This window comes from Pseudomonas sp. S37 (assembly GCF_016658545.1).
Classification (GTDB): Bacteria; Pseudomonadota; Gammaproteobacteria; order Pseudomonadales; family Pseudomonadaceae; genus Aquipseudomonas.
In genome coordinates, this window is record NZ_JACVZC010000087.1 from 1 (window position 1) to 21,339 (window position 21,339).

The 21,339-nt window shown below is 65.1% G+C and carries 19 protein-coding genes; 9 read left to right on the forward strand and 10 right to left on the reverse strand.

Annotated features, from left to right (window positions below; genetic code table 11):
* Window positions 1–230: 230 nt before the first annotated feature.
* The 5 genes from icmH to IAE39_RS21300 all read right to left on the reverse strand — a co-directional run bounded on the left by icmH (window position 231) and on the right by IAE39_RS21300 (window position 6,516).
* Complete coding sequence (gene icmH, locus IAE39_RS21285) at window positions 231–1,043, reverse strand: type IVB secretion system protein IcmH/DotU (protein WP_201206227.1); 813 nt, start codon at window positions 1,041–1,043, stop codon at window positions 231–233.
* A gap of 20 nt (window positions 1,044–1,063) precedes the next feature.
* A complete protein-coding gene (locus IAE39_RS29920; protein ID WP_268934171.1) occupies window positions 1,064–1,195 on the reverse strand; it encodes a hypothetical protein in 132 nt (43 codons plus the stop codon).
* A 377-nt stretch (window positions 1,196–1,572) separates the two neighbouring features.
* A complete protein-coding gene (locus IAE39_RS21290; protein ID WP_201206229.1) occupies window positions 1,573–3,423 on the reverse strand; it encodes an ABC transporter ATP-binding protein in 1,851 nt (616 codons plus the stop codon).
* A complete protein-coding gene (locus tag IAE39_RS21295) occupies window positions 3,416–5,191 on the reverse strand; it encodes an ABC transporter ATP-binding protein (RefSeq protein WP_236548746.1) in 1,776 nt (591 codons plus the stop codon). The genes IAE39_RS21290 and IAE39_RS21295 overlap by 8 nt, the downstream gene beginning before the upstream one ends.
* A 92-nt stretch (window positions 5,192–5,283) precedes the next feature.
* Window positions 5,284–6,516, reverse strand: a complete 1,233-nt coding sequence (locus IAE39_RS21300; RefSeq protein ID WP_201206231.1) for an acyl-CoA dehydrogenase family protein — start codon at window positions 6,514–6,516, stop codon at window positions 5,284–5,286.
* Between the two features lie 396 nt (window positions 6,517–6,912).
* Between IAE39_RS21300 and IAE39_RS21305 the strand changes: the two genes are divergently transcribed.
* From IAE39_RS21305 to IAE39_RS21345, 9 genes are all read left to right on the forward strand, one after another.
* Window positions 6,913–7,974, forward strand: a complete 1,062-nt coding sequence (locus IAE39_RS21305) for an ABC transporter substrate-binding protein (RefSeq protein ID WP_201206233.1) — start codon at window positions 6,913–6,915, stop codon at window positions 7,972–7,974.
* A gap of 18 nt (window positions 7,975–7,992) precedes the next feature.
* On the forward strand, window positions 7,993–8,724 hold the full coding sequence (locus IAE39_RS21310) for a class II aldolase/adducin family protein (RefSeq protein WP_201206235.1): 732 nt from the start codon (window positions 7,993–7,995) through the stop codon (window positions 8,722–8,724).
* 149 nt (window positions 8,725–8,873) lie between these two features.
* Window positions 8,874–10,061, forward strand: a complete 1,188-nt coding sequence (locus IAE39_RS21315; RefSeq protein ID WP_201206237.1) for an LLM class flavin-dependent oxidoreductase — start codon at window positions 8,874–8,876, stop codon at window positions 10,059–10,061.
* 10 nt (window positions 10,062–10,071) lie between these two features.
* On the forward strand, window positions 10,072–11,646 hold the full coding sequence (locus IAE39_RS21320) for an ABC transporter substrate-binding protein (protein WP_201206239.1): 1,575 nt from the start codon (window positions 10,072–10,074) through the stop codon (window positions 11,644–11,646).
* Window positions 11,639–12,724 carry an ABC transporter permease gene (locus IAE39_RS21325; RefSeq protein WP_201206241.1) on the forward strand — a complete coding sequence of 362 codons (1,086 nt, stop codon included), beginning with the start codon at window positions 11,639–11,641 and terminating at the stop codon, window positions 12,722–12,724. The genes IAE39_RS21320 and IAE39_RS21325 overlap by 8 nt, the downstream gene beginning before the upstream one ends.
* On the forward strand, window positions 12,717–13,544 hold the full coding sequence (locus IAE39_RS21330) for an ABC transporter permease (protein WP_201206244.1): 828 nt from the start codon (window positions 12,717–12,719) through the stop codon (window positions 13,542–13,544). Before IAE39_RS21325 ends, IAE39_RS21330 begins: the two co-directional genes overlap by 8 nt.
* Window positions 13,541–15,346, forward strand: coding sequence for a dipeptide ABC transporter ATP-binding protein (locus IAE39_RS21335; protein ID WP_201206245.1), 1,806 nt, complete (start codon window positions 13,541–13,543; stop codon window positions 15,344–15,346). Before IAE39_RS21330 ends, IAE39_RS21335 begins: the two co-directional genes overlap by 4 nt.
* Window positions 15,347–15,489: 143 nt before the next feature.
* Window positions 15,490–16,410 (forward strand): LysR family transcriptional regulator, encoded by a 921-nt coding sequence (locus tag IAE39_RS21340; RefSeq protein WP_201206247.1) that lies wholly within the window; start codon window positions 15,490–15,492, stop codon window positions 16,408–16,410.
* A 175-nt stretch (window positions 16,411–16,585) separates the two neighbouring features.
* The gene (locus IAE39_RS21345) at window positions 16,586–17,362 is read left to right on the forward strand and encodes an SDR family oxidoreductase (RefSeq protein ID WP_201206249.1); all 777 of its coding nucleotides are present in this window, start codon (window positions 16,586–16,588) and stop codon (window positions 17,360–17,362) included.
* Window positions 17,363–17,617: 255 nt separating this feature from the next.
* Here IAE39_RS21345 and IAE39_RS21350 read toward each other — a convergent pair whose 3' ends face one another.
* The 5 genes from IAE39_RS21350 to IAE39_RS21370 all read right to left on the reverse strand — a co-directional run bounded on the left by IAE39_RS21350 (window position 17,618) and on the right by IAE39_RS21370 (window position 21,317).
* Complete coding sequence (locus IAE39_RS21350) at window positions 17,618–18,568, reverse strand: cyclase family protein (protein WP_201206251.1); 951 nt, start codon at window positions 18,566–18,568, stop codon at window positions 17,618–17,620.
* 98 nt (window positions 18,569–18,666) lie between these two features.
* Window positions 18,667–19,209, reverse strand: coding sequence for a WYL domain-containing protein (locus tag IAE39_RS21355; RefSeq protein WP_201206271.1), 543 nt, complete (start codon window positions 19,207–19,209; stop codon window positions 18,667–18,669).
* Between the two features lie 96 nt (window positions 19,210–19,305).
* Window positions 19,306–19,752 (reverse strand): PaaI family thioesterase, encoded by a 447-nt coding sequence (locus IAE39_RS21360; RefSeq protein ID WP_201206253.1) that lies wholly within the window; start codon window positions 19,750–19,752, stop codon window positions 19,306–19,308.
* A 10-nt stretch (window positions 19,753–19,762) separates the two neighbouring features.
* Window positions 19,763–20,200, reverse strand: coding sequence for a hypothetical protein (locus IAE39_RS21365; RefSeq protein WP_201206254.1), 438 nt, complete (start codon window positions 20,198–20,200; stop codon window positions 19,763–19,765).
* Between the two features lie 208 nt (window positions 20,201–20,408).
* Window positions 20,409–21,317 carry a LysR family transcriptional regulator gene (locus tag IAE39_RS21370; RefSeq protein WP_201206256.1) on the reverse strand — a complete coding sequence of 303 codons (909 nt, stop codon included), beginning with the start codon at window positions 21,315–21,317 and terminating at the stop codon, window positions 20,409–20,411.
* Window positions 21,318–21,339: the final 22 nt, after the last annotated feature.

Genomic DNA, 21,339 nt, shown 5'->3' on the forward strand with positions numbered 1-21,339 from the left:
CGGGTCATCCCATCGGGCAGGTTATGGAGCCAGGCGCATCGCAAAGCGCGCAGCCGTAAGTGCACGGAAGACCGTAGCGAGGAATCCATTCCGGGTCGTCGAAGTAAGTTCGACAGATGCTGTAGGAAACTTCTGAAAATGCAGATTTGCGCTTGTAAAAGGCAAAGCCGTAGTTGCTGCGCCTGCGGGCATAGTGACTGTTGAGTCAAGTCAGTTCGGCGAGGCCGAAGTTATTGCTGCAGCATGGTCTGCAATGAGGCCAATACCTGCTGGGTAATACCGTTGAGTTGGGTGGCGAAGTACACGTAGACGCCGGTGCAGAACACGGCCATGACCGCCCAAGGGGTCCACCAGGGCAGTTGGCGATTCATGCGATAGTGCCGGGACGCGATGTTGGTGTAGGGGTCGGTCAAGGGTTGTGAAGGGGCCTGGGGGCGGGGTTGCTCAGCGATATGCTTACGCAGGCGGTCCATCCAGAGTTCCAGTTCCTGGTCGCCGTTGGTCTGGTTGGCGTACTTGCCCCGGTAGCCCAGTGTCAGGCACCAGAACAGGAATACACAGAGGTCATAGCGCTTTTCCGGGCCTTCCAGCACGCGTTCAAGCACACTGAAAAACTTTTCGCCGCCCCAGGTTTCCTGATGGATGGCGCTGAGCAGGGATTGGGCCTGCCAGGGCGAATCGCGTCCCCAAGGGGTCGCCATCACGGCTTCGTCGACCACGCAGCACAAGCAGTACGAAAACACCACGCGGTCGCCTTCGTCGCAGTGCTCAAGCTGTCGCACTTCCTCGACCATGCTGTGGATCATGGTTTTGACGTGGGCGTACAGCTGCTCGACATGGTCATACGTTTCGGTGCCCTCCAGGCGAATGACCAGGCCCAACAGTGGCGAAGCGATGTCGTGGATGGGGTTGCCTGTGTTGCAGCGGGTGTCGAAGCCACGCTCGTCGAAACGCGGAAACAGCTCAGTAGTCGGCGGGGACTTGCGTGCGTCATCTTCGGCTTGACTGTAGGACTTGGCAGGTTTTGCGGTTCTATCAGACATGGCTGGACCTCCTGGTCACATTACCGGTTGTCGCCCGATCCGGGCAGGCCATAGTTGGCACGTTGAATCAGTTGAAAGAAGTTGTACGGGTGAGCGTCCCTCAAGGCGCTATCGACGTCGCCAGTCGCGCGCTGCTCGTCCGGGCTTTCCATGGCTGAGCCTCTTGTCGGAACAACGAAATAGACATTGATTCTAGATGAGTGCTTCTAAAATTCTTTCTTCATATCATGTCAAAAAGTTAAAAAATAAAATGTTGAGTTTGCGTGTAGGAAGTTTCTTTGATTACTGGCGGGCTGTTAATCATTTGGTATATTTCAGAGGCCGATAAGTGTAAATGGGAGGGTGTCTGCCGGGTGGCAAGGAGCAGGGGGGTGCTGCTGTGGCAGCAGTGGGTGTTGGGGCAGCAGCATCGTGTGGCGTGTACCCGTTCGGGCCCTTTCGCGGGTGAACCCGCTCCCACAGACTGCGTAGGTCTTACAGGCGGCGTAGCACCTGTGGGAGCGGGTTCACCCGCGAAGAGGCCGGCAAGTCAGACTTCGATGTTGGCTGTTGTCGCTTCCCCGGCACTGCGCAGGTACGCTTCATAAAGCGCCGAATAGGCCCCACCCCGGCCCATCAACTCGGCATGCGGCCCATGCTCAACAACCTGCCCATGCTTCACCACGGCAATCCGGTCAGCATCGCGAATGGTCGCCAGGCGATGGGCGATGATGATCGCCGTACGCCCCAGGCACAGCCGGCGCAGGGCGCGCTGGATGCGCCGCTCGGTGTGCACGTCCACCGCCGAGGTGGCCTCGTCCAGTACCAACACCGCAGGGTCGGCCAGGTAGGCGCGCACCAGGCACACCAGCTGGCGCTGGCCATGGCTCAGGTGCGCGCCCAGCGGGCCGACTTCGCTGTGGTAGCGCTGTGGCAGGCGTTCCAGCACTTCGTCGGCGCCCAACTCACGGGCGGCGGCGATCAGTTGGGCATCGCTGGCAGCAGGTGCGGCCAGGCGCAAGTTGTCGAGGATGCTGCCGCTGAACAGCACGTTGTCCTGCAGTACCACGCCCACGTTACGCCGCAGGTCATGCTGGGCCAGTGCGCGCAGGTCGATACCGTCCAGCTTCACGGCGCCCTGTTGCACCTCGTAGAAGCGCGTCAGCAACTGCACCAGGGTGCTCTTGCCATGCCCCGAGGGGCCGACAATGGCCAGCACCTCGCCGGCACGGATGTGCAGGTCGAGCCCGTCGATCACCGGCCGTGGGCTGTTCGGCGCATAGGCAAAACCAACGCGGTCGAAGTCGACCTGGCCACGTGCCCTGGCCAGTGCCTGTGGCGCTGGCGTGTCCAGCACCTGCGGGCGGGTGTCGAGCAGCAGGAAAATGCGCTGCGCCGAGGCGCTGCCAGTGGCGTAGCGTTCAAACAGATCCGACAGTTCCTGCAGCGGGCCAAGGAACAGGAACACGTAGAACAGGCTTTCGGCCACCTGGCCCACGCTGACCTTGCCCTCGGCCAGGCCATGGGCACCCACCAGCAACAACACCGCCATGCCGGCGGTACTCAGCAGCGCAGTGAACGGCGCAAACCAGCCGGCGCGCAGGCTGCCGCGAATCAGCGCCTGGTTGAAGTCTTCCAGAAGGCGCCGGTAGCGTGCCTGGTTACGCTGCTGTTGCCCGCATTGCTGGATCAGCCGCACACCGCTGACGCTTTCCACCAGGTGCGCGGTGAAGCGGCTGCGTTGCTCGGCCACCTTGGCCCAGTTGCGCTGCGATACCCGCTTGAAGCGCCAGGTGGCCACTGCCAGCAGCGGTACCGTGGCGGCCAGGCTGTAGAAGAAGCTGGGCTCGATACGCCACAGCATCACCGCCGCCAGGCCGCAGCGCAGCAAGGCCCCGAGCAGCTCCGGCGGGCCTTGTACCAGCAGTGGCTCCAGCGCATCGACGTCGCGGTCGGCGCGGGAGATGATGCGCCCGGCACGGGTCTGGTCGAAGTAGCTCACCGACAGTGCCTGCACATGGGCAAACACCTTCACCCGCAAATCATTCAGCACACGGATTGCGGCGCGCCCGGCAATGAACTGCGAGACCCCGGCCAGCAGGAAACGCCCCAGCCAGCTCGCCGCCAGCCCCAGGCCCAGCCACAGCACCAGGTGCTCGTCGAGCAGCCAGTGCCCGGCACTGGGCACCAGGCCCTTGTCCAGCAGCTCGCGGACGAACCATGGCCGCAGGAACACAGTGAACACCAGCAGCAATTCGATGCCGATCACCGCCAGGATCTGCCGGCGAATCGGCCGCAGCAGCGGCAGCAGGCGCTGGAACATGCCGCGGTCCAGCGCCTGGCGGGCCAGGCGTTGTTCGATGTCGATATCGCTGGCGGGGGTGTGCTGCACATCAGTCATGGTCGATCCCCAGCAGGTCGCGGTAATGGACGTTGTTGGCGCTCAGTTCGGCATGGCTGCCGCTGGCGCTGATGCGGCCGTTTTCCAGCATCAGCACGCGGTCGGCCAGTAGCAGGGTGGACAGCCGGCTGGTGATCAGCAGCAGGGTCGGGCCCTGGCCGCCTGTGCTGTGCAGGCGGCGGATGTTATGCAGCACCTGGCGTTCACCCAGCGCATCGAGGGCGCTGGTGGCGTCGTCCAGGCAGAGGATGTCGGGTGCGCCAAGCAACGCCCGGGCCAGGCACAGGCGCTGGCGCTGGCCGCCAGACAGGGTCACACCGCGGTCGCCCAGTGGCGTATCCAGGCCGTGGGCCAGGCGTTCCAGCACATCCTCGGCGGCGGCCAGGCGCAGCGCTTCACGCAGTTGGGCGTCGCTGGCCTGCGGCGCGGCCAGGCGCAGGTTGGCGGCCAGGCTGTCGGAGAACAGGAAGCTTTCTTGCGGCAGCACCTGCACGCGGCGGCGCAGGTCGGTGAGGTCCAGGTCACGCACATCGTGCCAGCCGTTGGCATCGCTACCGACCTGCACGCTGCCAAGCTGCACGTCGGCCAGGCGCGGCAACAGGCTGGCCAGCAGGCTCTTGCCGGTACCGGTCGCGCCGACCAGCGCCACCACTTCGCCGGGCTGCAGGGTCAGCGAACAGTTGTGCAGGATATGCCGATCAGCCTCGGCAGCACTGACCTGTACCCGGTTCAGCTTGAGCCCCAGTGGCCCGGCGGGCAGGGCGGCCTTGCCAGCGACGATGGCCGGGCGCTCGTCCAGCAGTTGCCAGATGCGCTCGGCGCTGGCGCGAGCGTCGGCAAAGGTCTGCATCACCCGGCCAATGCCTTCGATACGGAACACCAGCGTGGTGGCCACCAGCAGTGAAGTGACCAGCTCGCCGATGCCCAGCGCCCCGGCGGCCACCTGGTGGGCGCCGTAGACCAGGATCCACACGTGCCCCAGCGCCACCACGGCCTGCGGCAGCGGAATGCGCGAACTGGCGTAGGCGAGGGCGGCGCGTGCGTGGCCAGTGAACACCTCGACCTGGCTGGCGAAGCGGGTGATACGCTGGTTTTCCAGGCTGAAGGCCTTGATCACCCGCACACCGCCGATGCCTTCGGCCAGGTCCTGGCTGACCTGGTCATAGGCAGCGCCCACTGCGCGGTCCAAAGTGACCAGGCGGTCGGTCTGCACCACGAACAGCCATAGCCCGGCACCGGTCAGCAGCAATGGCACCAGGCCTAGCAGCGGGTCGTACCAGCTCAGCAGGCCCACGGCTGCTAGCACCACCAGCGGGGTTTCGATGATCTGCCGCCAGAAGGTGATCAGCGCGTCGCGCACCTTGTCGGCATCGCGGGTGGTGCGGGTGACCAGCTCGCCCATTCCGTGGCGCCAGTGGTAGCCCAGGTGCAGGCGCTGCACCTGGTCGAGGATGCGCTCACGCAATCGCGTGAGCAGGGCCTGGCTGAGGACCAGTGACAGCACGGCGGCGGCGTATTGCAGCAGGCCACGGCCGAGGGCGATGGCCAGCAGCAGCCACAGCCAGTGCCAGGCCACGCTGGCGTCCAGGCTGCCGTCGGCCAGGCGCTGCACGGCGCGGCCGCTGCTGACGTCATCGACTGCGTGGCCGATCAGCCACTGTTGCCAGGCCAGGCCGAGGTTGCCGGCGATGTACAAGGCCGTGACCAGCGCGAAGCGCCAGGGCATTTCACGATAGATGGCCAAAGCCCGAAGAAGAGGGTGGTTCATGTAGATGCTCGATCAGAATGCGACGCCGCCCCTTGTAGGAGCGGCCTTGTGTCGCGAAAGGGGCGCAAAGCGCCCCCCGTCCAAACGCCGTTTCAACGGCGAGTAGCGCCCTGGTTTTCCTTGGCATTGAGCACCGCCGTGTACTCCCCCGGGTCGGCCCCGTTCAGGTAGTAGTTGCCAACGTTGTGCAGCCGCCAGCGGATCGGGTCGTGGGTGGTGTGTACCCGGGCATTGCGCCAGAAGCGGTCAAGGTTCCACTTGCTGAGCGAAGCGCTTGCCCCCAGCAACGAGAACAAATCGCTGGAGATCTTCAGCGACGCCGCATCGGAATGCGCGCGGGCGGTGGCCACCGACAGGATCAGCTCATCCTGCAAGGCCTTGTTCTCCGGGTCGCGCTCGTGTTCATCGAACACCCGCGCCGCTTCGCGCAGCACCGACTCGGCACCGCGCAGCGCCACGGCGTATTCGCCAACCTGGCGAATCACATGCGGCTCGTCACTGGCGCGCTCTACGCCGCTCTCCACCCAGGCGCGGGCATGCTCGCGCAGGTACTCGACGGCAGCTTGCAGCGCACCCGCAGCGATGCCGGTGTCGATGGCGGCGTGGAGGATTTGTGGAAAGGTCAGGCCGGTGCGCTTCATCGGCCCGCTGCGGCGGGTCAGGTAGCGTTCGTCGAGCACGATGTTGTCGAAGTTGACGGTGCCACTCACCGAGTTCTGCTGGCCGAATGCCTGCCAGTCATCGACCAGGGTCAGCCCGGGGGTGTCACGGTGCAGCAGCACGCCGACGCCACCGTCCTCGCTGGCAGCGGTCAGCGAAATCCACTCGGCCAGGTAGGAACCGGTGGAGTAGAACTTGCTGCCGTTGAGTATCCACTGGCCATCTGCGTTGCGCTCGACACGGGTCTTGAGGGCGAACTTGTTCTTGCCGCCGACTTCGGCCAGGGCATTGCCGAAACGCTTGCCAGCGAGCACGTCGGCGATCAGCCGGTCGCGTACTTCATCCGGGTAACCGGTGAAAATGCCACGCAGCATCACATTGTGAATCTGCAGCAGCTGGCCGACGCCACCGTCGGCGGTGGAGATCAGCCGCACGGTTTCCACCACGGTCTGCACCGAAGCACCGAGGCCGCCGAACTGGGCGGGTACAGCGATGGCGGTGAGGCCGCTGCTGGACAGCAGCTCGGCCTGGCGGCGCGGTAGTTGCCCATTGTTGCGCGGGTCGGCGGCCAGCTCGGCGATTTGCGTGGCGACCTGGCGGGCGGTTTCGATGGCTTCGGTTTCGCTGGTCAGGCGGCGGACGGGGGAAGGTTCTATGGCGCTCATGGAGGGGTCTCGTTTTGTCTGTTGGGGCCAGTGCGCCTGTTTCGCGGGTAAACCCGCTCCCACAGATAAATCCTATTGCTCAAGCTTTGCGCTTTGCTCGGGCTTTGCTCGGGCCCTGTGGGAGCGGGTTCACCCGCGAATGGCCACACCGCGGTCCCAACCCCTAGAGCAATATCTCTGCCACCCCGCTGCAAGGCCCATCCCGCGCGGCCTGCACAACCCTGTGCTGCCCCAGCAACAGCCCACTTGCTGATCTGGCAACACCCCACCCGCAATCCTGCTCCCAGCTCAGCACCCAACCCCCTGTGGCAACAGCCAATCCCTCGTAAATCAAGGCCTCCAGCGGTTGGCACGCACACTGCAATGCTGCCTGCACGACGCCCAAGGAGCCACCCCATGACCCTCGCAACCGCTACCGCACAACGCCCTGCAGACGACCCGTCAGCCCTGGAGCGCATCTGGTTCACCCGCTGCCCGGTGCCCACCGCCTCAGGTCTGGCCTACAAGCTCGGCTGGCTGGAGCAGGAATTCGCCGCCGACGGCCTGCCGGTCTCGACCTTGCAGGAGACCCGCCAGCTGGGCCATCACCACTACGATCACCAACTACCCGGGCTGTTCCGCGAAGGCGGCAACGTTCCGGCACTGGCGGCACGGGCAGCAGGCTCGCCCAGCCGGCTGATCGGCCTGACCTGGATCGAGGAATGGCAAACCATCCTGGTCCGCCCGGACTCGGGCATTCGCAGCGCCGCCGACCTTCGTGGCAAGCGCCTGGCCCTGCCAGCCTGGGGTGACAGCCGCCCCGGCAGCATTGCCCGCGCCATGAGCCTGCACGGCTACAAGGGCGCCTTGGCTTCGGCCGGGCTGCACCTGGATGACGTGCACCTGGTGGAAGTGGCCCTGCTCGACCAGGCCGGCGCTGCCACCCCGCAGCTGGGCCTGCAACGGCTGTGGTCGGGGCTGGACTACCTGGCCCGTGGCGAGGTCGATGCGGTGTACGTGAAGGGCGCGGCCGCCGCCGATGCGGCGCGCCGCCTGGGCCTGGTGGTCGGCGTTGACCTCGACCTGCTGGCCGACCCACGTCACCGCATCAACAACGGCACGCCGCGGCCAATCACCGTGCACCAGCGCCTGCTCGACACCCACTTCGACCTGGTGGTGCGCTTCCTTTCCCAAACCCTGCGCGCCGCCGAGTGGGCCGCCAGCAACCGGGATGCGCTCAACCGCATCCTTGAAGAAGAAACCCGCGCCGGCAGCCAGGGCGTCGCCGAAGCCTACCGTGGCGACTTCCATACCACCTTGGCGCCAGACCTGAGCGAACAGCGCCTGGCGTTCCTCGGCACGCAAAAAGACTTCCTCTACCTGCATGGCTTCCTCGAAGCCGATTTCGCCATCGCCGACTGGGTCGACCCGCGGCCTCTGCAAGCTGCCCACCAATTGCTGGCCCAGCGCCGCGCCTGACCTTTCTGGAGACTGACCATGACCGTACTGATCCACGAACGCCCCGTTACTGCCGAACTGCAAACCTTCGTCGACCAGGTAGTGGCCGAAGCCGAAGCGGCGTTCAGCGTGTTCCGCGAAACCAACACCATCACGGCCAACGGCACGGTCGGTTTCATCGAGCGTGTGCCCGGTGAAGAGCTACTGGTGTCGGTGAATTACGGCGGGCCGTGGAACCACCGCAAACCGTTGCAGGCAACGGTTACCGACTTTTCCGGCAACGTGATCGTCGGCAAGGGCAAAGGTGGCCTGGGCCGCTACACCAAGCTGTTCCAGACCCACGCCGACATCACCACCGTGTCGCATGTGCACAGCCCCTACCTTGGCGCCTGGGCCCAGACTCACCGCACCTTGCCGTTCCACTACGTGCCGGTGCAGCGCTACCAGCTGGCGCGCGAGCTGCCGGTGTACATCGACCGCCGCCAGCCCGAGGTCGATTTCATCCTCGACAAGCTCGCCGAGAACCCGTTCAACCTGGCGATTCTGGAAGCCAACGGCGGCGCCACGGTGTGGGGCAAGCAAGGGATGCGGGCGACGGCGGAGTTCATCCTGTTGCTGGAGGAGGGCGCGCAGATCCAGTTGCTGGCCGATGCCCTCGGTGGGTCACGGCCTTATGGGCCGGGGGTGCTGACCCAGCAGTGGAAGATGAGCGGGCTGTATGAGCGGGCGAGCGAGTTGGGGCTTGTTCCAGGTATCGACCGCCGCGCCTGACATTGGGGGCGCTGTGCGCCCCGATCGCGACACAAGGCCGCTCCTACAACGGACGGCGTACGCAGGCCCTTGTAGGAGCGGCCTTGCGTCGCGATGGGCTGCAAAGCAGCCCCAAAGCCTTCAAACCCACACAAAATGGACATTCCGCCATGGCAGTAAAAATCCTCTGGTACCTCACCACCCCCGACGGCCCCCACCCCTGGGAACCCGAGGGCCGCTGGCACACCGGTTTCGAACACCTCAAGCAACTGGCCGTTGCCGCCGACCGCCTGGGTTTCTACGGCTCGCTGCTCGGCTCCAGCCCCAACGAAAGCCTGGCGGTAGCGGCCGCGCTGATCGACGCCACCTCGCGCCTGCGCTTCCTGGTTGCCCAGCACCCGGGCGAGTTGTCGCCAGCCGTGCTGGCCAAGTGGGCGCTTACCTTCGACCAGTTCTCCAACGGCCGCCTGCTGTTCAACGTGGTCAACGGCAACGACGCCGGCCTGGCCACCCTGGGCGTGCATTACCCGCATGACGAGCGCTATGACTTCAGCCTGGAATACTGGCGCGCCTTCCAAAGCTTCTACGCCGGTGAAACCGCCGGCTATGACGGCCGCTACGTCAAGCTCGCACCACGCTCGCCAGCGGCAGCCAGCCACCCGCTAGGCGGCTGGCACCCACCGCGGCAAAAACCGGGTATACCGCTGTGGGGCGCCGGCACTTCGGCACCGGGCGTGGCCCACTCGGTGCAACTGCTGGACGTCTACCTGAGCTTCGCCGACACCCCGCAAAAGCTGGGCGACAAGTTCCGCCGGGTGGCGGCCGAGGCGGCGAAGATCGGCCGCGAGCTGACCTATGGCACGCGCCTGCAGGTGATCGTGCGCGAGACCGAAGAAGAAGCCTGGGCCCACGCCGAGCGCCTGTTGCAGCGTACCTCGCTGGCCACTGCGCGCGCCGCCATCGAGCGCCAGTTGCCACCCGGGGAAACGCTGGAAAGCTACGTCAGCGATGACCCGCGCATCCAGCGCAACCTCGACAGCATCCGCGCCGGGCGCCTGCCCACGGCGCGCGAGCTGGAGATTTACCCCAATGTCTGGCTGGGCCCCAGCCTGTTCGGCTTCAACATCCTCGGCCCGGCTGCCGGCACCTACCTGATCGGCAGTGCCGAGCAGGTTGCCGAGCGCATCCGCGAGTACGAAGCCCAGGGCACCTCGGCGTTCATTCTCTCGGGCTTCCCGCTGATCGACGAAGCGCACCGGGTGGCCGACCTGCTGTTCCCGCTGCTGGACCTGGACCACGGGTTCGAGGTGCCGCAGCTGGGCGCTACGAGCAAGCCGCGCGTGGCGCAACTGGCGTAAGGAGAGGGCAATGAGCGAGCTGTTTTCGCGCCGGGTGTTTCTCGGCAACAGCCTGGCCGTGGGGGGCAGCCTGCTGCTCGGCGGCGGGCTGCTCAGTGGCTGCGACAGCAGCGCGCCCGCCGCTGCCAGCGCGGTGCTGCCAGGCACGCCGGTGCGTGGCGGGCGCCTGCGGGTGGGCATTATCGATGGTGACCAGGCCGGCAACCTCGATGCCCATAAACCGGTGGGCGGCGGGATCATCCGCGGCTGGGCGCTGTATGCCAAGTTCTGGGAATGGAACGCCGATGTCAGCACGCGCCTGGCCCTGGCCGAGTTTGCCGAGCCGAATGCCGATGCCAGCGCCTGGACCATCCGCCTGAAGCCTGGGCTGGAGTTCCACCACGGCAAAACCATCGGCGCCGATGACATGCTGTTCTCGATCCTGCGCCTGACCGACCCGCAGCTGGCCTCGCCCTTTGCCGGGCTGGTCGGCGCCATCGACCGGCAGGCGTTGCGCAAGCTGGACGCGCGCACCGTCGAGATCCGTTTCAAGCAGGGGCAAAGCTTTTACCCACTGGATGAAACGCTGATCAGCTTTGGCTGCATCGTGCCGACCGATTACCACCCCGTGTCCAACCCGGTCGGTGCCGGGCCGTACCGGCTGAAAAGCTTCATCCCCGGCCAGCGCTCGCTCTACACCCGCTTCGAAAATTACTACAAACCCAACCGGCCCTATGCCGATGAGCTGGAGATCATTGAATTCAAGGACCAGGTGTCGCGGGCCGCAGCCCTGCGCGCCGGGCAGATCGACGTGGCCAGCGGCGTACAGGCCGAACACAGCGCACTGCTCAAGGCCGATCCACGGTTGCGCCTGTATGCCTCGCCAACCACGTCGTTCACCGGCTTCAACCTGAACCTGGCCAAGGCGCCGTTCCAGGATGTGCGCGTGCGCCAGGCGTTTCGCCTGCTGGCCGACCGCCAGGAGCTGGTGGCACGTGGGCTGAACGGCTTTGGCCGGGTCGCCAACGACCTGTATGCGCCGCACGACCCTACTTACAACCACGCCATCGCCCAGCGCCCGTACGACCTTGACCAGGCCCGTGCGCTGTTGCGCCAGGCCGGGCAAAGTGACCTGCGCGTCGAGCTCACCACCACGCCCGGGCCGGGCGTCAACGCGGCGCTGGTGTTCGCCCAGCAGGCCTTGAAAGCCGGGGTGCAGGTGAAGGTCAACCAGGTCGATGGCTCGGTGTTCAATGGCCCGCAGCGCGAGCAGTGGCAGCTGTCGCCGGGCTCGACCCCAGCGCGTGGCTTTCTGGCCTCGGCGCTGCACAACGATGCGCCGCAAGCCATCTACAACCGCAGCAATTTCCATGACCCGCGCTTTACCGAACTGTTCCGGCAGGCCCTGGCCCAGCCCGACCTTGCGCAGCGCAAGGCCCTGGTACACGAAGCCCAGGCCATCCAGCACGAACGTGGCGGGTTGCTGATCTGGGGCTTTTCCGACGTGCTCGATGCCGCGTCGGCCAAGGTCGGCGGGCTGGCGCCGGAACAGACCACCTTCGCTTCCTGGCGTTTCGACGAACTCTGGTTGAACCCCCATGCCTGACACCCCGCACACCCCGCACACCCCGCACACACCGGCCTGGCTGGCCTGGTTCATCGGTCGCCTCGGCTATGGCCTGCTCACCGCCTGGGTGATCAGCCTGGTGGTGTTCATCGCCACCCAGGCGCTGCCATCGGACCCGGCGCGGGTGATTCTCGGCCCGGATGCGCCGCTGGAAAGCATCCTCACCCTGCAACGGCAACTGGGCCTCGACCAGCCGATCCTGCTGCAGTACCTGCGCTGGTTGGGGGCGGTGTTGCGCGGCGACCTGGGTGTTTCGCTGGACTCCCAGGTGCCGGTGGCGCAGCTGCTGTTCGGCCGCCTGGGCCACACCTTGGCCTTGCTGGCCGGGGTGCTGGCGTTGGTGGTGCCAGTGGCGCTGCTGCTGGGGGTGAGCCTGGCCCTGCGCCGCGACAGCCGGCTGGACCGCTGGGGGCTGTCGGCGTTGATCCTGCTCAAGGCCACCCCGGGCTTTCTGCTGGCCATCGGCCTGGTGCTGTTGTTCTCCATGCCGGGCATGGGCTGGCTGCCGGCGGTGTCGATCCTCGACCCGCAACTGCCGTTGTGGCGCCAGTGGCCGTCGCTGGTATTGCCGGTGGTGGCGCTGAGCCTGTCGGCACTGCCGTACCTTGCGCGCATGGTGCGGGCATCGATGATCGAGGCGCTGGAGTCCGAATATGTGATTGCGGCGCGCCTGCGTGGCATCCCCGAGCGGCGCATCGTCTGGCGGCACACCTTGCCCAACGCCCTGACCCCGGCCATCCAGGGGGTGGCACTGACCTTGCGCACGCTGGTCGGCGGTGCGCTGCTGGCCGAGGTGATTTTCAGCTACCCGGGTATCGGTACGGCGCTGAATGCGGCGATCCAGATGCGCGACCTGCCGATGATCCAGGGCGTGGTGCTGGTCATCACCCTGGCGGTGGTACTGATCAACCTGCTGGCCGACCTGCTGACCGTATTGCTCACCCCCAAACTGCGTACCGCCCGCCGCGTGCGAATGATCCGCCGTATCCGCCGTGGCATCCGCCCGTGGTGGCGGCGGGCGCGCAGCACCCCTGCCCAGGAGGCGACCCATGACTGATTCCCGTTGGCTGGCCGACCCGCAGGTTCGTCGTGGTGCGGTAATTACCTTGCTGGTGGCATTGCTTGCCGTGCTTGGCCCCTGGCTGGCACCGCACGCGCCCACGGCGATGGTCGGGCCGGTGTATGGGCCGCCGGCGGCAGGCGCGCCGCTGGGTCATGATTTTCTCGGCCATGACCTGCTGTCGCGGTTGCTCAGCGGCGGCCTGTCGGTGCTGTGGATGGCGTTGGCAGCCGCCACCCTGGCCTTGCTGGTTGGCGGCAGCCTGGGCCTGCTGGCCGGGTTCTCGCGGCGGCGCCTGGACCAGGCGATCAGCTGGGCGGCGGATGTGTCGCTGGCGTTTCCCGATCTGATCCTGGTGTTGCTGATCGTGTCCATGCTCGGCCGGGCGCCGTGGTTGATTGTGCTGACCGTGGCCATTGCCTTTACCCCCGGGGTGGTTCGCCTGGCCCGGGGCAGTGCGGTGGCAGTGGCCGGGCAGGAGTTTGTCGAGGCGGCGCAGATGCTGGGTTACCCGCGCTGGCGCATTCTCTTTCAAGAGATCCTGCCGAACATTCTCACGCCGTTGCTGGTGCACTTCGGCAACATGCTGACCTGGGCGGTGGGCATGTTGTCGGGCTTGAGTTTCCTTGGCTACGGGGTGGCGCCACCGGCTGCCGACTGGGGCTTGATGATCAATGAAAACCAGGCCGGGCTGCTGGTGCAGCCATGGGCCGTGCTGGCACCGGCACTGCTGATCGGGGTGTTTGCCTATGGCACCAACATCCTGGCCGAAGGTATTGCCCGGGCCAGTGCCCGGGTCGGGGAGAAGCAGCCATGAATGCACCATTGAATGTTGCCAGTGAAGTGTTACGGGTCAGGGACCTGCGGGTGGAACTGGCGGGGCAGGTCGATGTGCTGGCCGAGGTGTCCTTCAGCCTGGCGGCTGGTGAGATCGTGGGCCTGGTCGGTGAGTCCGGTTCGGGCAAGACCACCTTGGCCACGGCGTTGTTGCGCCATGCCCGACAGGGGGCGCGCATTGTCGGGGGGCAGGTGGTGGTGGCGGGGCAGCCGTTGCTCGAACTGGCAGGCGAGGCTCTGCGCCTGGCCCGTGGCGGGCTGGTCGGCTACGTCGCCCAGGACCCGGCGACGGCGCTGAACCCTGCGTTGCGCATCGGTGCCTTGCTGCGCGAAACCCTGCTGGCGCACCTGCCAGGCTTGTCGCCGGGGGCGTTGCAGCAGCGTATTGCGCAAACCCTGGTAGCGGTCGGCTTGCCCGACGATGAAGCGTTGCTGCGGCGCTTCCCGCACCAGTTGTCTGGCGGGCAGCAACAGCGGGTGATGCTGGCGCTGGCGTTTGTCTTGCGGCCAAAGCTGATCGTGCTCGACGAACCCACCACCGCGCTGGACGTCACCACCCAGGCGCATGTGCTGCAGACCCTCAAGCAGTTGTGCCGTGACCAGGGGGTGGCGGCGCTGTATGTGACCCATGACCTGGCGGTAGTGCGTGGCCTGGTCGACCGGGTGATGGTGATGTACGCCGGGCGCCTGGTGGAAGTGGCCAGCCGTGATGCGTTGTTCCGTGCCCCGGCGCACCCCTACACGCGTGCCTTGCTTGCGGCCATCCCCGACATTGCCCGGCGCCAGCCGTTGCAGGCGCTGCCCGGGCATGCGCCGGCACCCGGGCAACGCCCGCATGGCTGCGCCTTTGCCCCGCGTTGCGGCCAGCGCCGGGCGCAGTGCTCGGTACTGGAACCGGCTTTGCTGGAGCACCAGGGTGGCCATCAGGTGGCGTGCCTGCTGCCGCAACTGGCGCCTGTTGCCGTGGATTCGACAGCGATCGAGACAGCATTCGTAGCAGCCCCGGTAGCAGCCCCGGTAGCGGCGAGTGCAGTGCTGCTGGAAGTGCAGGGCCTGGATGCTGCCTATGACCGTCAGGTGTTGTTCGACATTTCGCTGCAGGTGCGCGAGGGTGAGTGCCTGGCCTTGGTCGGTGAGTCCGGTTCGGGCAAGACCAGCCTGGCCCGGGCGATTGCCGGGCTTGGCGAGAATGTGCAGGGGCAGTTGCGCTATGCCGGGCAACCGCTGGCCTTTGCTGCCCGCCAGCGTGCTGCACGGTTGCGCCACCAGATTCAGTATGTGTTCCAGAACCCGTACCGGGCACTGAACCCGCGGCAGACGGTCGGGCAAACCTTGAGCACCCCCTTGGCGCACTTTTTTGGCCTGCGCGGTGCCCAGGCCCGGCAACGGGTCGAGGCGGTGCTGGAGCGGGTATCGTTGCCAGCACGGGTGGCGGACCTGTATCCACAGGGGCTTTCCGGGGGGGAGCGGCAGCGCGTGGCGATTGCCCGCGCGTTGATCTGCGAGCCAAAGTTGCTGGTGTGCGACGAGATCACCTCGGCGCTGGATGTGTCGGTGCAGGCGTCGATCCTGGCCTTGCTGCGGCGTTTGCAGGGCGAGGGTTTGACCTTGCTGTTCGTCACCCATGACCTGGGTGTGGTGCGAGCAATTGCCGACCGCGTCCTGGTGCTGCGCCAGGGGCGGGTGGTGGAGCAGGGCAGTGCCGGGCAGGTTCTGGAGCAGCCGACGGATACCTACACCCGCAACCTGGTGGCGCACTCGCCAAGCCTTGCCCGGGTTTGATGGCACCGGCTGCGCCAGCCTTCAGCCTGAGCCATGCGGCTTGTACGTCCTCGGGTCAAAGGTCATTTGCCGCAAACTCAACAATCGCCTGTTGACGACCCTCTATAGTGCTCGGCATTACAAAACCAATGCCGAGCTGCCTGATGATCCCTTCCCTGGACTCCATTTTCTCCCGCCTGCGCCTGCGCCAGTTGCGTTTGCTGATCGAACTTGACCGCTGCGGCTCACTGCACAAGGCGGCCGAAGCCATGGCCATTTCCCAGCCAGGGGCAACCAAGGCCTTGCGCGAAGTAGAGGAGGTGCTGGGGGTTGCCTTGTTCCAGCGCCAGCCCAGTGGCCTGGTGGCCAACGATGTAGGCCGCTGCGTGGTGCGCTATGCGCGGCTGATCCACAGCGACCTGGGGCATTTGCGCGAAGAGGTGCTTGGCATCGTCCAGGGCCAGGGTGGACGGCTGGCGGTAGGCAGTATCATGGGCGCCATGCCGACGCTGGTCAGTGCCTTGGGGCGCTTGCGCCGCAAGCAGCCGCAGCTGGCAGTGGAAATCGCCGAGAACACCAGCGCCAACCTGTTGGCCAAACTGGATGAGGGGCGCCTCGATCTGGCTATCTGCCGGCCAGGCCTGGGCCGCAACGCTGCGGATTATGCCTTTGTCGAGCTGGCCCAGGAGCCGCTGGCGGTCGTCGCCCACCCGCAGCATCCGCTGGCCGGGGCCAAGGCATTGGCGGTCGGCGACCTGAGCCAGTACCGCTGGGTGGTCTACCCGGCCAACACGCCCATGCGGCAGGCGCTGGAGCGCGAGTTGAGCGAGGCAGGGGTCGAAGTGCCGCGCCACCCCCTGGAGACGTTTTCCACCTTTGCCACCTTCATGCTGCTGCAAGACGACCCGACATTGGTGGCGGTCATTCCCAGCGCGGTAGCAGCCTTCGCCCATCAGCGCGGATTGCTGGTGTCGCTGGCGGTACAGCTGCGAGCATTGAGCGAGCCTTTCGGCATCGTGCACCGGGTGGCCGCGCCGCTTTCGCCGACAGCGCGGTTGCTGGTGGATGAACTGACGGCTAATTGAGACCTGTTGTGGCCCCATCACCGGCAAGGCAGCCCCGCCCGGGGATAAGCGCCGGTTATTGGCGGATCAGCTATTTTCATTATCGGTGGCCTTGGCCTGCGATCTAGATTGCCCCGTCACGGCCCGCCAGCGCCACGGCGGGCACATCACGAACATTTCATCAAGGAGCAACTCAATGGATCTAGGCATTAGTGGCCGCTGGGCCATCGTCTGCGCGGCCAGCCAGGGCCTGGGCAAAGGCTGCGCTGAAGCGCTGGGCAAAGAAGGCGTCAACCTGGTCATCAATGCCCGCACCCAGGCCACGCTGGAGCAGACCGCTGCTGAATTGCGCGCTGCCTGCCCGGGCATCGAAGTACGCACCGTGGCCGGTGATGTCGCCGACGCCGAGGTGCGCCAGGCGCTGCTGGCGGCCTGCCCGCAGGTCGACATTCTGGTCAATAACGCCGGTGGCCCGCCACCGGGAGACTTCCGTGACTGGGGGCGTGAGGACTGGCTGAAGGCGCTGGACGCCAACATGCTCACGCCTATCGAGTTGATCAAGGCAGTGGTCGATGGCATGGCCGCGCGGGGTTTCGGGCGGGTGGTGAATATCACGTCCGGCGCAGTCAAGGCACCGATCGATATCCTTGGGTTGTCCAACGGTGCCCGCAGCGGCCTGACCGGTTTCATCGCCGGCCTGGCCCGGCAGCAGCGCTTGGCGGGTAGCAATGTCACGTTGAACAACCTGCTGCCAGGGGCGTTTGATACCGCGCGGTTGCAAAAGACGCTGAAGGCAGCAGGTGGTGATGTGGAGGTCACTGCCCAAGCCCGGCGCAAGGCCATTCCAGCGGCGCGGTTTGGCTATGCCGGCGAGTTCGGTGCGTATTGCGCGTTCCTGTGCAGTGCACATGCCGGCTACATCACCGGGCAGAACCTGCTGATCGATGGCGGGGCGTATCCCGGCACCTTCTGAAACCGCTCAGGTTGAATACCCTGTGGAAGCGGCTTTAGCCGCGAAGAATCCAACGCGGTGCATGGCACCGGCTGCGCCGGTGTTCGCGGCTAAAGCCGCTCCTACAGACAATGCATCTTCCTTGAAGGCTGTGCTGATCCCTGTGGGAGCGGGCGAGCCCGCGAAGAAACCAGCGCGGTGTATGGCACCGGCTGCGCCGGTGTTCGCGGGCATGCCCGCACCCACAGGTATTGAGTCAGCCTTGGAGGAGGGTGATCAGTAAATCGCCACGGGGTTGATGTTCACCTGGGTCGAGCCCTTGTACAGCGGTTGCCCCAACACGAACAGGAACTCGTACGCCTTGTCCTTCACCAGCGCACGGGTGTCGATCAACTCCAGGTTGTAGATCCCCCGCTTGGCCAGCATGAACTGGTTGACCGGGAACTCTTCACCGGTCGGGTTGGGGTATACCTCGGAGGCCCAGGTATCACCACCAAAGGCAACGATGCCCTGGTCCGCCAGCCATTCAGCCGCAGGCAAATCGATACCCGGTTCGGTGGCGAGGAACTGCTGGTTGTCCTTGCCGATCAGCTCCAGCCAACCGGTGTTGAACAGCACCACATCACCCTTGCGCAGGGTAATGCCTTGCCTCTTCAGCACGCTCTTGATGTCGGCCACGGTGAACGCGGTACCGCCCGGTACGATGGCCTTGCCGTAGTAGGCCGTCATGTCCAGCACCACGCCACGGGTGACCATCGGCGGCACTTTCTCCACGCCCAGTCTGGTCACGCCTTCGACAGTGACGAAGTCAGCAGCCTTGTTACCGTTGTAGTAGACGTTGTCGATGCCGATATGGCCGATGCCGTTAAGCTGCGTGCCGACGCCGGTCCAGCCGTTGACCAGCTCATCGTTGAAGCTGAATTTGTTGCGGCCCAGGGTCTGGCCAGCCTGCTCGCCGGGCTGGATGTTGTACAGGTGGAAGCTGCGGTGGCGGAACGCTGGCAAGTCCTTGCTCACCGGTACTGCCAGCGGGTAGGTCTTGCCGGCCTTGACCAGGCCGACAGCCTGCTTGACCACGTCCGGGGTGAGCAAGTTGGCGGCGCCGATTTCATCCTGTTTGCCGTATGGTGAGGTCTGCCAGTCTGCGGCCAGGGTGGCCCGGGCATTGGTCGCCAGCGCAGTGGTCGCCAGCGCGACGGCGAGCAGCAGGGGCTTGAAGCGCTTCATCGTGTACTCCTGAAAATGTTGCGTTGTCAGGAGCGAATTCTGCGCAGGGTCGGCAGGGGGAAAAAGCGGCCCGCGGGACAATGACTTTTGCCTGCCGATCAACAACCGCCGTCGTGCAGTACCAGGCTCTGGCGCAGCTGATCGAGCATGGCCATACGCAGCGCCTGGGGAGCTTGTACGCGGATCGAGCCGGCCTGCGACAGCAGCCAGCTCATTAACGCCCGGTTGTCATGGACAGTAGCCACCAGAGCGGCACCGCCGCTGGTTTGCGCGGTCAGTTGCATGTCTGCCGACAGCGGCGCTTGTGCCAGGCGGCGCGCAAGGGCGTCATCCACCCAGGCGTGCAGTTCAACCTGTGCCGGCGGCGTCAGCGCGTCGGGCTGCAACTGTTGCGCCTCGCCCAGGCTCAGGCCTGGTTGCCAGTACCAGCCATAAGGCATGCCTTTGCTGTTGCACTGCAGCGGGAACAGCGCGGCGAGTTCGACCAGGTCGCGCTCCACGGTGCGCTTGCTGGTGGTATGGCCCACGCTGCTCAAGGCGACCTGCAACTGGGTCGAGCTCATGCCCGGGTGGCGACCGGGCAGCAGCTTGAGCAACTGCCACTGGCGGGCGATGGTGTGGCGGGTAGGGTGGCTGGGCACAGACTCGTCCTTGAAGGCGGGCATGAAGCCCTGCCTGGGTAATGGCGTTTAGCTATTGCCCAGCATACCCCTTCACATGATGGGATCCAAGTTGGATCACTCTGCGTCGGTTGAGTGGTGCGCCGACAAGTCGATAATCTTGTAGCAAGCCGTCGCAGTTGCCAGGGTTCGTCCCTTGCAGTCCTGGAGTAGCCCTTTTGTATAGCAGATGTTGCCGCGCCGCCTGTACAGCTTGCCAAACCCCTTGATTTGTCCAGGCAAGGCGGGGCGTTGGAAAAAAGTGGCCATTTTCGTCGTAATTGCTATTTCGTTTTTTTCAAGTGAGGCATAGATGGCGGGTCCCATGCAATCGTCAAGCATGGCGGTCAGCATACCGCCCTGAATCTTGCCCACCGGGTTCGTCAACGAGGCTGATGCATCGAACTCCACGAATATCTCGCGTGTGTGCTGCTCATGCTTGAGCAGCTTCCAGCCAAGTAGCTGTGCCGCCTTGGGCATCGGCAGCAGCCCTTCGATCGTTTTCCAGAACAGGTTGTTTTTCATCGCTAGCTCCCTACGCGCAAGCCCGGGCCAGTAGCCCGAACAGAAAGCCCAGCCAGCACAGCATCATGGTCACCCAACTGACCATGACCGGTGGTGATCCATTGGTACGGCGTTTCACTTGGCCACTTACCGCGATAATCGGCGTGATCGCCAGCAGGCAATACGCTTGTAACAGCACCAGCAGCTGCAGCGGCACACGCAGGACAAATACTTGGTACAGCATCATCAACCCTGCGCAGGCAATGGCCAGCCACCCCCAGCCGACGAGTCGAACCAGCGCTAACAGCAGCAGTTGCAAAGGGGCATCGAGGGTATGCCAAGGGCGTTCGATTGCCGCAGCGTGATAGGGCATGAATTGCGAGCGGGTCGCGTAGATGAGGGCAAAGACCGCAATGATGAGCAGTGCGGCGCCGTAGCTTGCCAGATGAAACAAGATGAGCCAGTCCATAGCAGAGCCTCTTGATAACCTGACGCGATGGTGGACCGCGTCAGGCCAACGGGCTACTGGCAAAAATATCGGGTGGCAATGTAGTGGCGCCTAATCCAGACGCAACACCCATTTGCCTGCACTGGTGCCTCAGGCATAAGCGCGCAAGAGGAGGGCTTTGCCCTCCATTCGCGGGTAAACCCGCTCCCACAATGATCGTGCGATGTCCTCAAACGAGGCTCTGCTGCAATGCCTCGATAAATACTTCTTCCGCCCGACTGAACCGCTGTTCCCTGTTCCACAGCAGGTGAATGTCCACATCGGCAATCCCTTCCTGTGGCGGCAGCTTCCACAACAACCCTGCTGCAACATCCGGCGCCACCACATGCTCGGGCAGGCAGCCGATGCCGAACCCGGCAATCACCAGCCGGCGCACTTCCTCAAGGCTTGGCGATGACGCCACGATCCGCCCGGCAAAGCCTTGCTGGTCGCGGAAAATGGTCAGTGGCGACAACATGCCGCCAATCTGGTCACTGGTGAAACTGACGAAATTCTCGCGCTGCAAGTCGCCTTCGGCCTGGCCGAACAGGGCATGGTGCTTGCCACAGAAAAACGCATAGCGCTGGCGCAGGAACAGCCGTTGCTCCAGCCGTGGTTGCGCGCGGCGGTTGAGGCTGAGGCCGGCGGTGGCGGTTTTTTCTTGCAGGGCGGCGACGATGTCGGAGCTGCGCATTACGTCGATTTCCAGTTCCACGCGAGGGTGCTGATGGTGGAAGTCGGCAAGGAAGTCGTCGAAGCGTTCACTGACGATGCGGCTGATCATCAGCAGGCGCACCTTGCCCACCAGTTCGTCCGCCGGTTGCTCCAGCAAGCCGCCAATCTGCGACATCTGCCCGTACACCTCGCCGGCCAACTGGAACAGCTGTTCGCCCATTTCGGTCAGCACGAAGCGCGGACCGCGGCGGGCGATAAGCTGACGGCCGAGCTGTTCTTCCAGGCGCTTGAGTGCCTGGCTTACTGCCGGCTGGGTGAGGTGCAGGCGGGCGGCGGCGCGGCTGATGGACAGCTCTTGGCCGATGACGCGGAAGGTACGCAGCAGGTTCCAGTCCAGGCGGTCGTTGAGCAGGCGGTCAGACATGGCGGGGCTCGATCATAAACGG

What these genes read in the sequence shown, in the direction of transcription:
- icmH (WP_201206227.1), bottom strand. Translation starts at nt 1,043, where the DNA reads ATGTCTGATAGAACCGCAAAACCTGCCAAGTCCTACAGTCAAGCCGAA.
- IAE39_RS29920 (WP_268934171.1), bottom strand. Translation starts at nt 1,195, where the DNA reads ATGGAAAGCCCGGACGAGCAGCGCGCGACTGGCGACGTCGATAGCGCC.
- IAE39_RS21290 (WP_201206229.1), bottom strand. Translation starts at nt 3,423, where the DNA reads ATGACTGATGTGCAGCACACCCCCGCCAGCGATATCGACATCGAACAA.
- IAE39_RS21295 (WP_236548746.1), bottom strand. Translation starts at nt 5,191, where the DNA reads ATGAACCACCCTCTTCTTCGGGCTTTGGCCATCTATCGTGAAATGCCC.
- IAE39_RS21300 (WP_201206231.1), bottom strand. Translation starts at nt 6,516, where the DNA reads ATGAGCGCCATAGAACCTTCCCCCGTCCGCCGCCTGACCAGCGAAACC.
- IAE39_RS21305 (WP_201206233.1), top strand. Translation starts at nt 6,913, where the DNA reads ATGACCCTCGCAACCGCTACCGCACAACGCCCTGCAGACGACCCGTCA.
- IAE39_RS21310 (WP_201206235.1), top strand. Translation starts at nt 7,993, where the DNA reads ATGACCGTACTGATCCACGAACGCCCCGTTACTGCCGAACTGCAAACC.
- IAE39_RS21315 (WP_201206237.1), top strand. Translation starts at nt 8,874, where the DNA reads ATGGCAGTAAAAATCCTCTGGTACCTCACCACCCCCGACGGCCCCCAC.
- IAE39_RS21320 (WP_201206239.1), top strand. Translation starts at nt 10,072, where the DNA reads ATGAGCGAGCTGTTTTCGCGCCGGGTGTTTCTCGGCAACAGCCTGGCC.
- IAE39_RS21325 (WP_201206241.1), top strand. Translation starts at nt 11,639, where the DNA reads ATGCCTGACACCCCGCACACCCCGCACACCCCGCACACACCGGCCTGG.
- IAE39_RS21330 (WP_201206244.1), top strand. Translation starts at nt 12,717, where the DNA reads ATGACTGATTCCCGTTGGCTGGCCGACCCGCAGGTTCGTCGTGGTGCG.
- IAE39_RS21335 (WP_201206245.1), top strand. Translation starts at nt 13,541, where the DNA reads ATGAATGCACCATTGAATGTTGCCAGTGAAGTGTTACGGGTCAGGGAC.
- IAE39_RS21340 (WP_201206247.1), top strand. Translation starts at nt 15,490, where the DNA reads ATGATCCCTTCCCTGGACTCCATTTTCTCCCGCCTGCGCCTGCGCCAG.
- IAE39_RS21345 (WP_201206249.1), top strand. Translation starts at nt 16,586, where the DNA reads ATGGATCTAGGCATTAGTGGCCGCTGGGCCATCGTCTGCGCGGCCAGC.
- IAE39_RS21350 (WP_201206251.1), bottom strand. Translation starts at nt 18,568, where the DNA reads ATGAAGCGCTTCAAGCCCCTGCTGCTCGCCGTCGCGCTGGCGACCACT.
- IAE39_RS21360 (WP_201206253.1), bottom strand. Translation starts at nt 19,752, where the DNA reads ATGAAAAACAACCTGTTCTGGAAAACGATCGAAGGGCTGCTGCCGATG.
- IAE39_RS21365 (WP_201206254.1), bottom strand. Translation starts at nt 20,200, where the DNA reads ATGGACTGGCTCATCTTGTTTCATCTGGCAAGCTACGGCGCCGCACTG.
- IAE39_RS21370 (WP_201206256.1), bottom strand. Translation starts at nt 21,317, where the DNA reads ATGTCTGACCGCCTGCTCAACGACCGCCTGGACTGGAACCTGCTGCGT.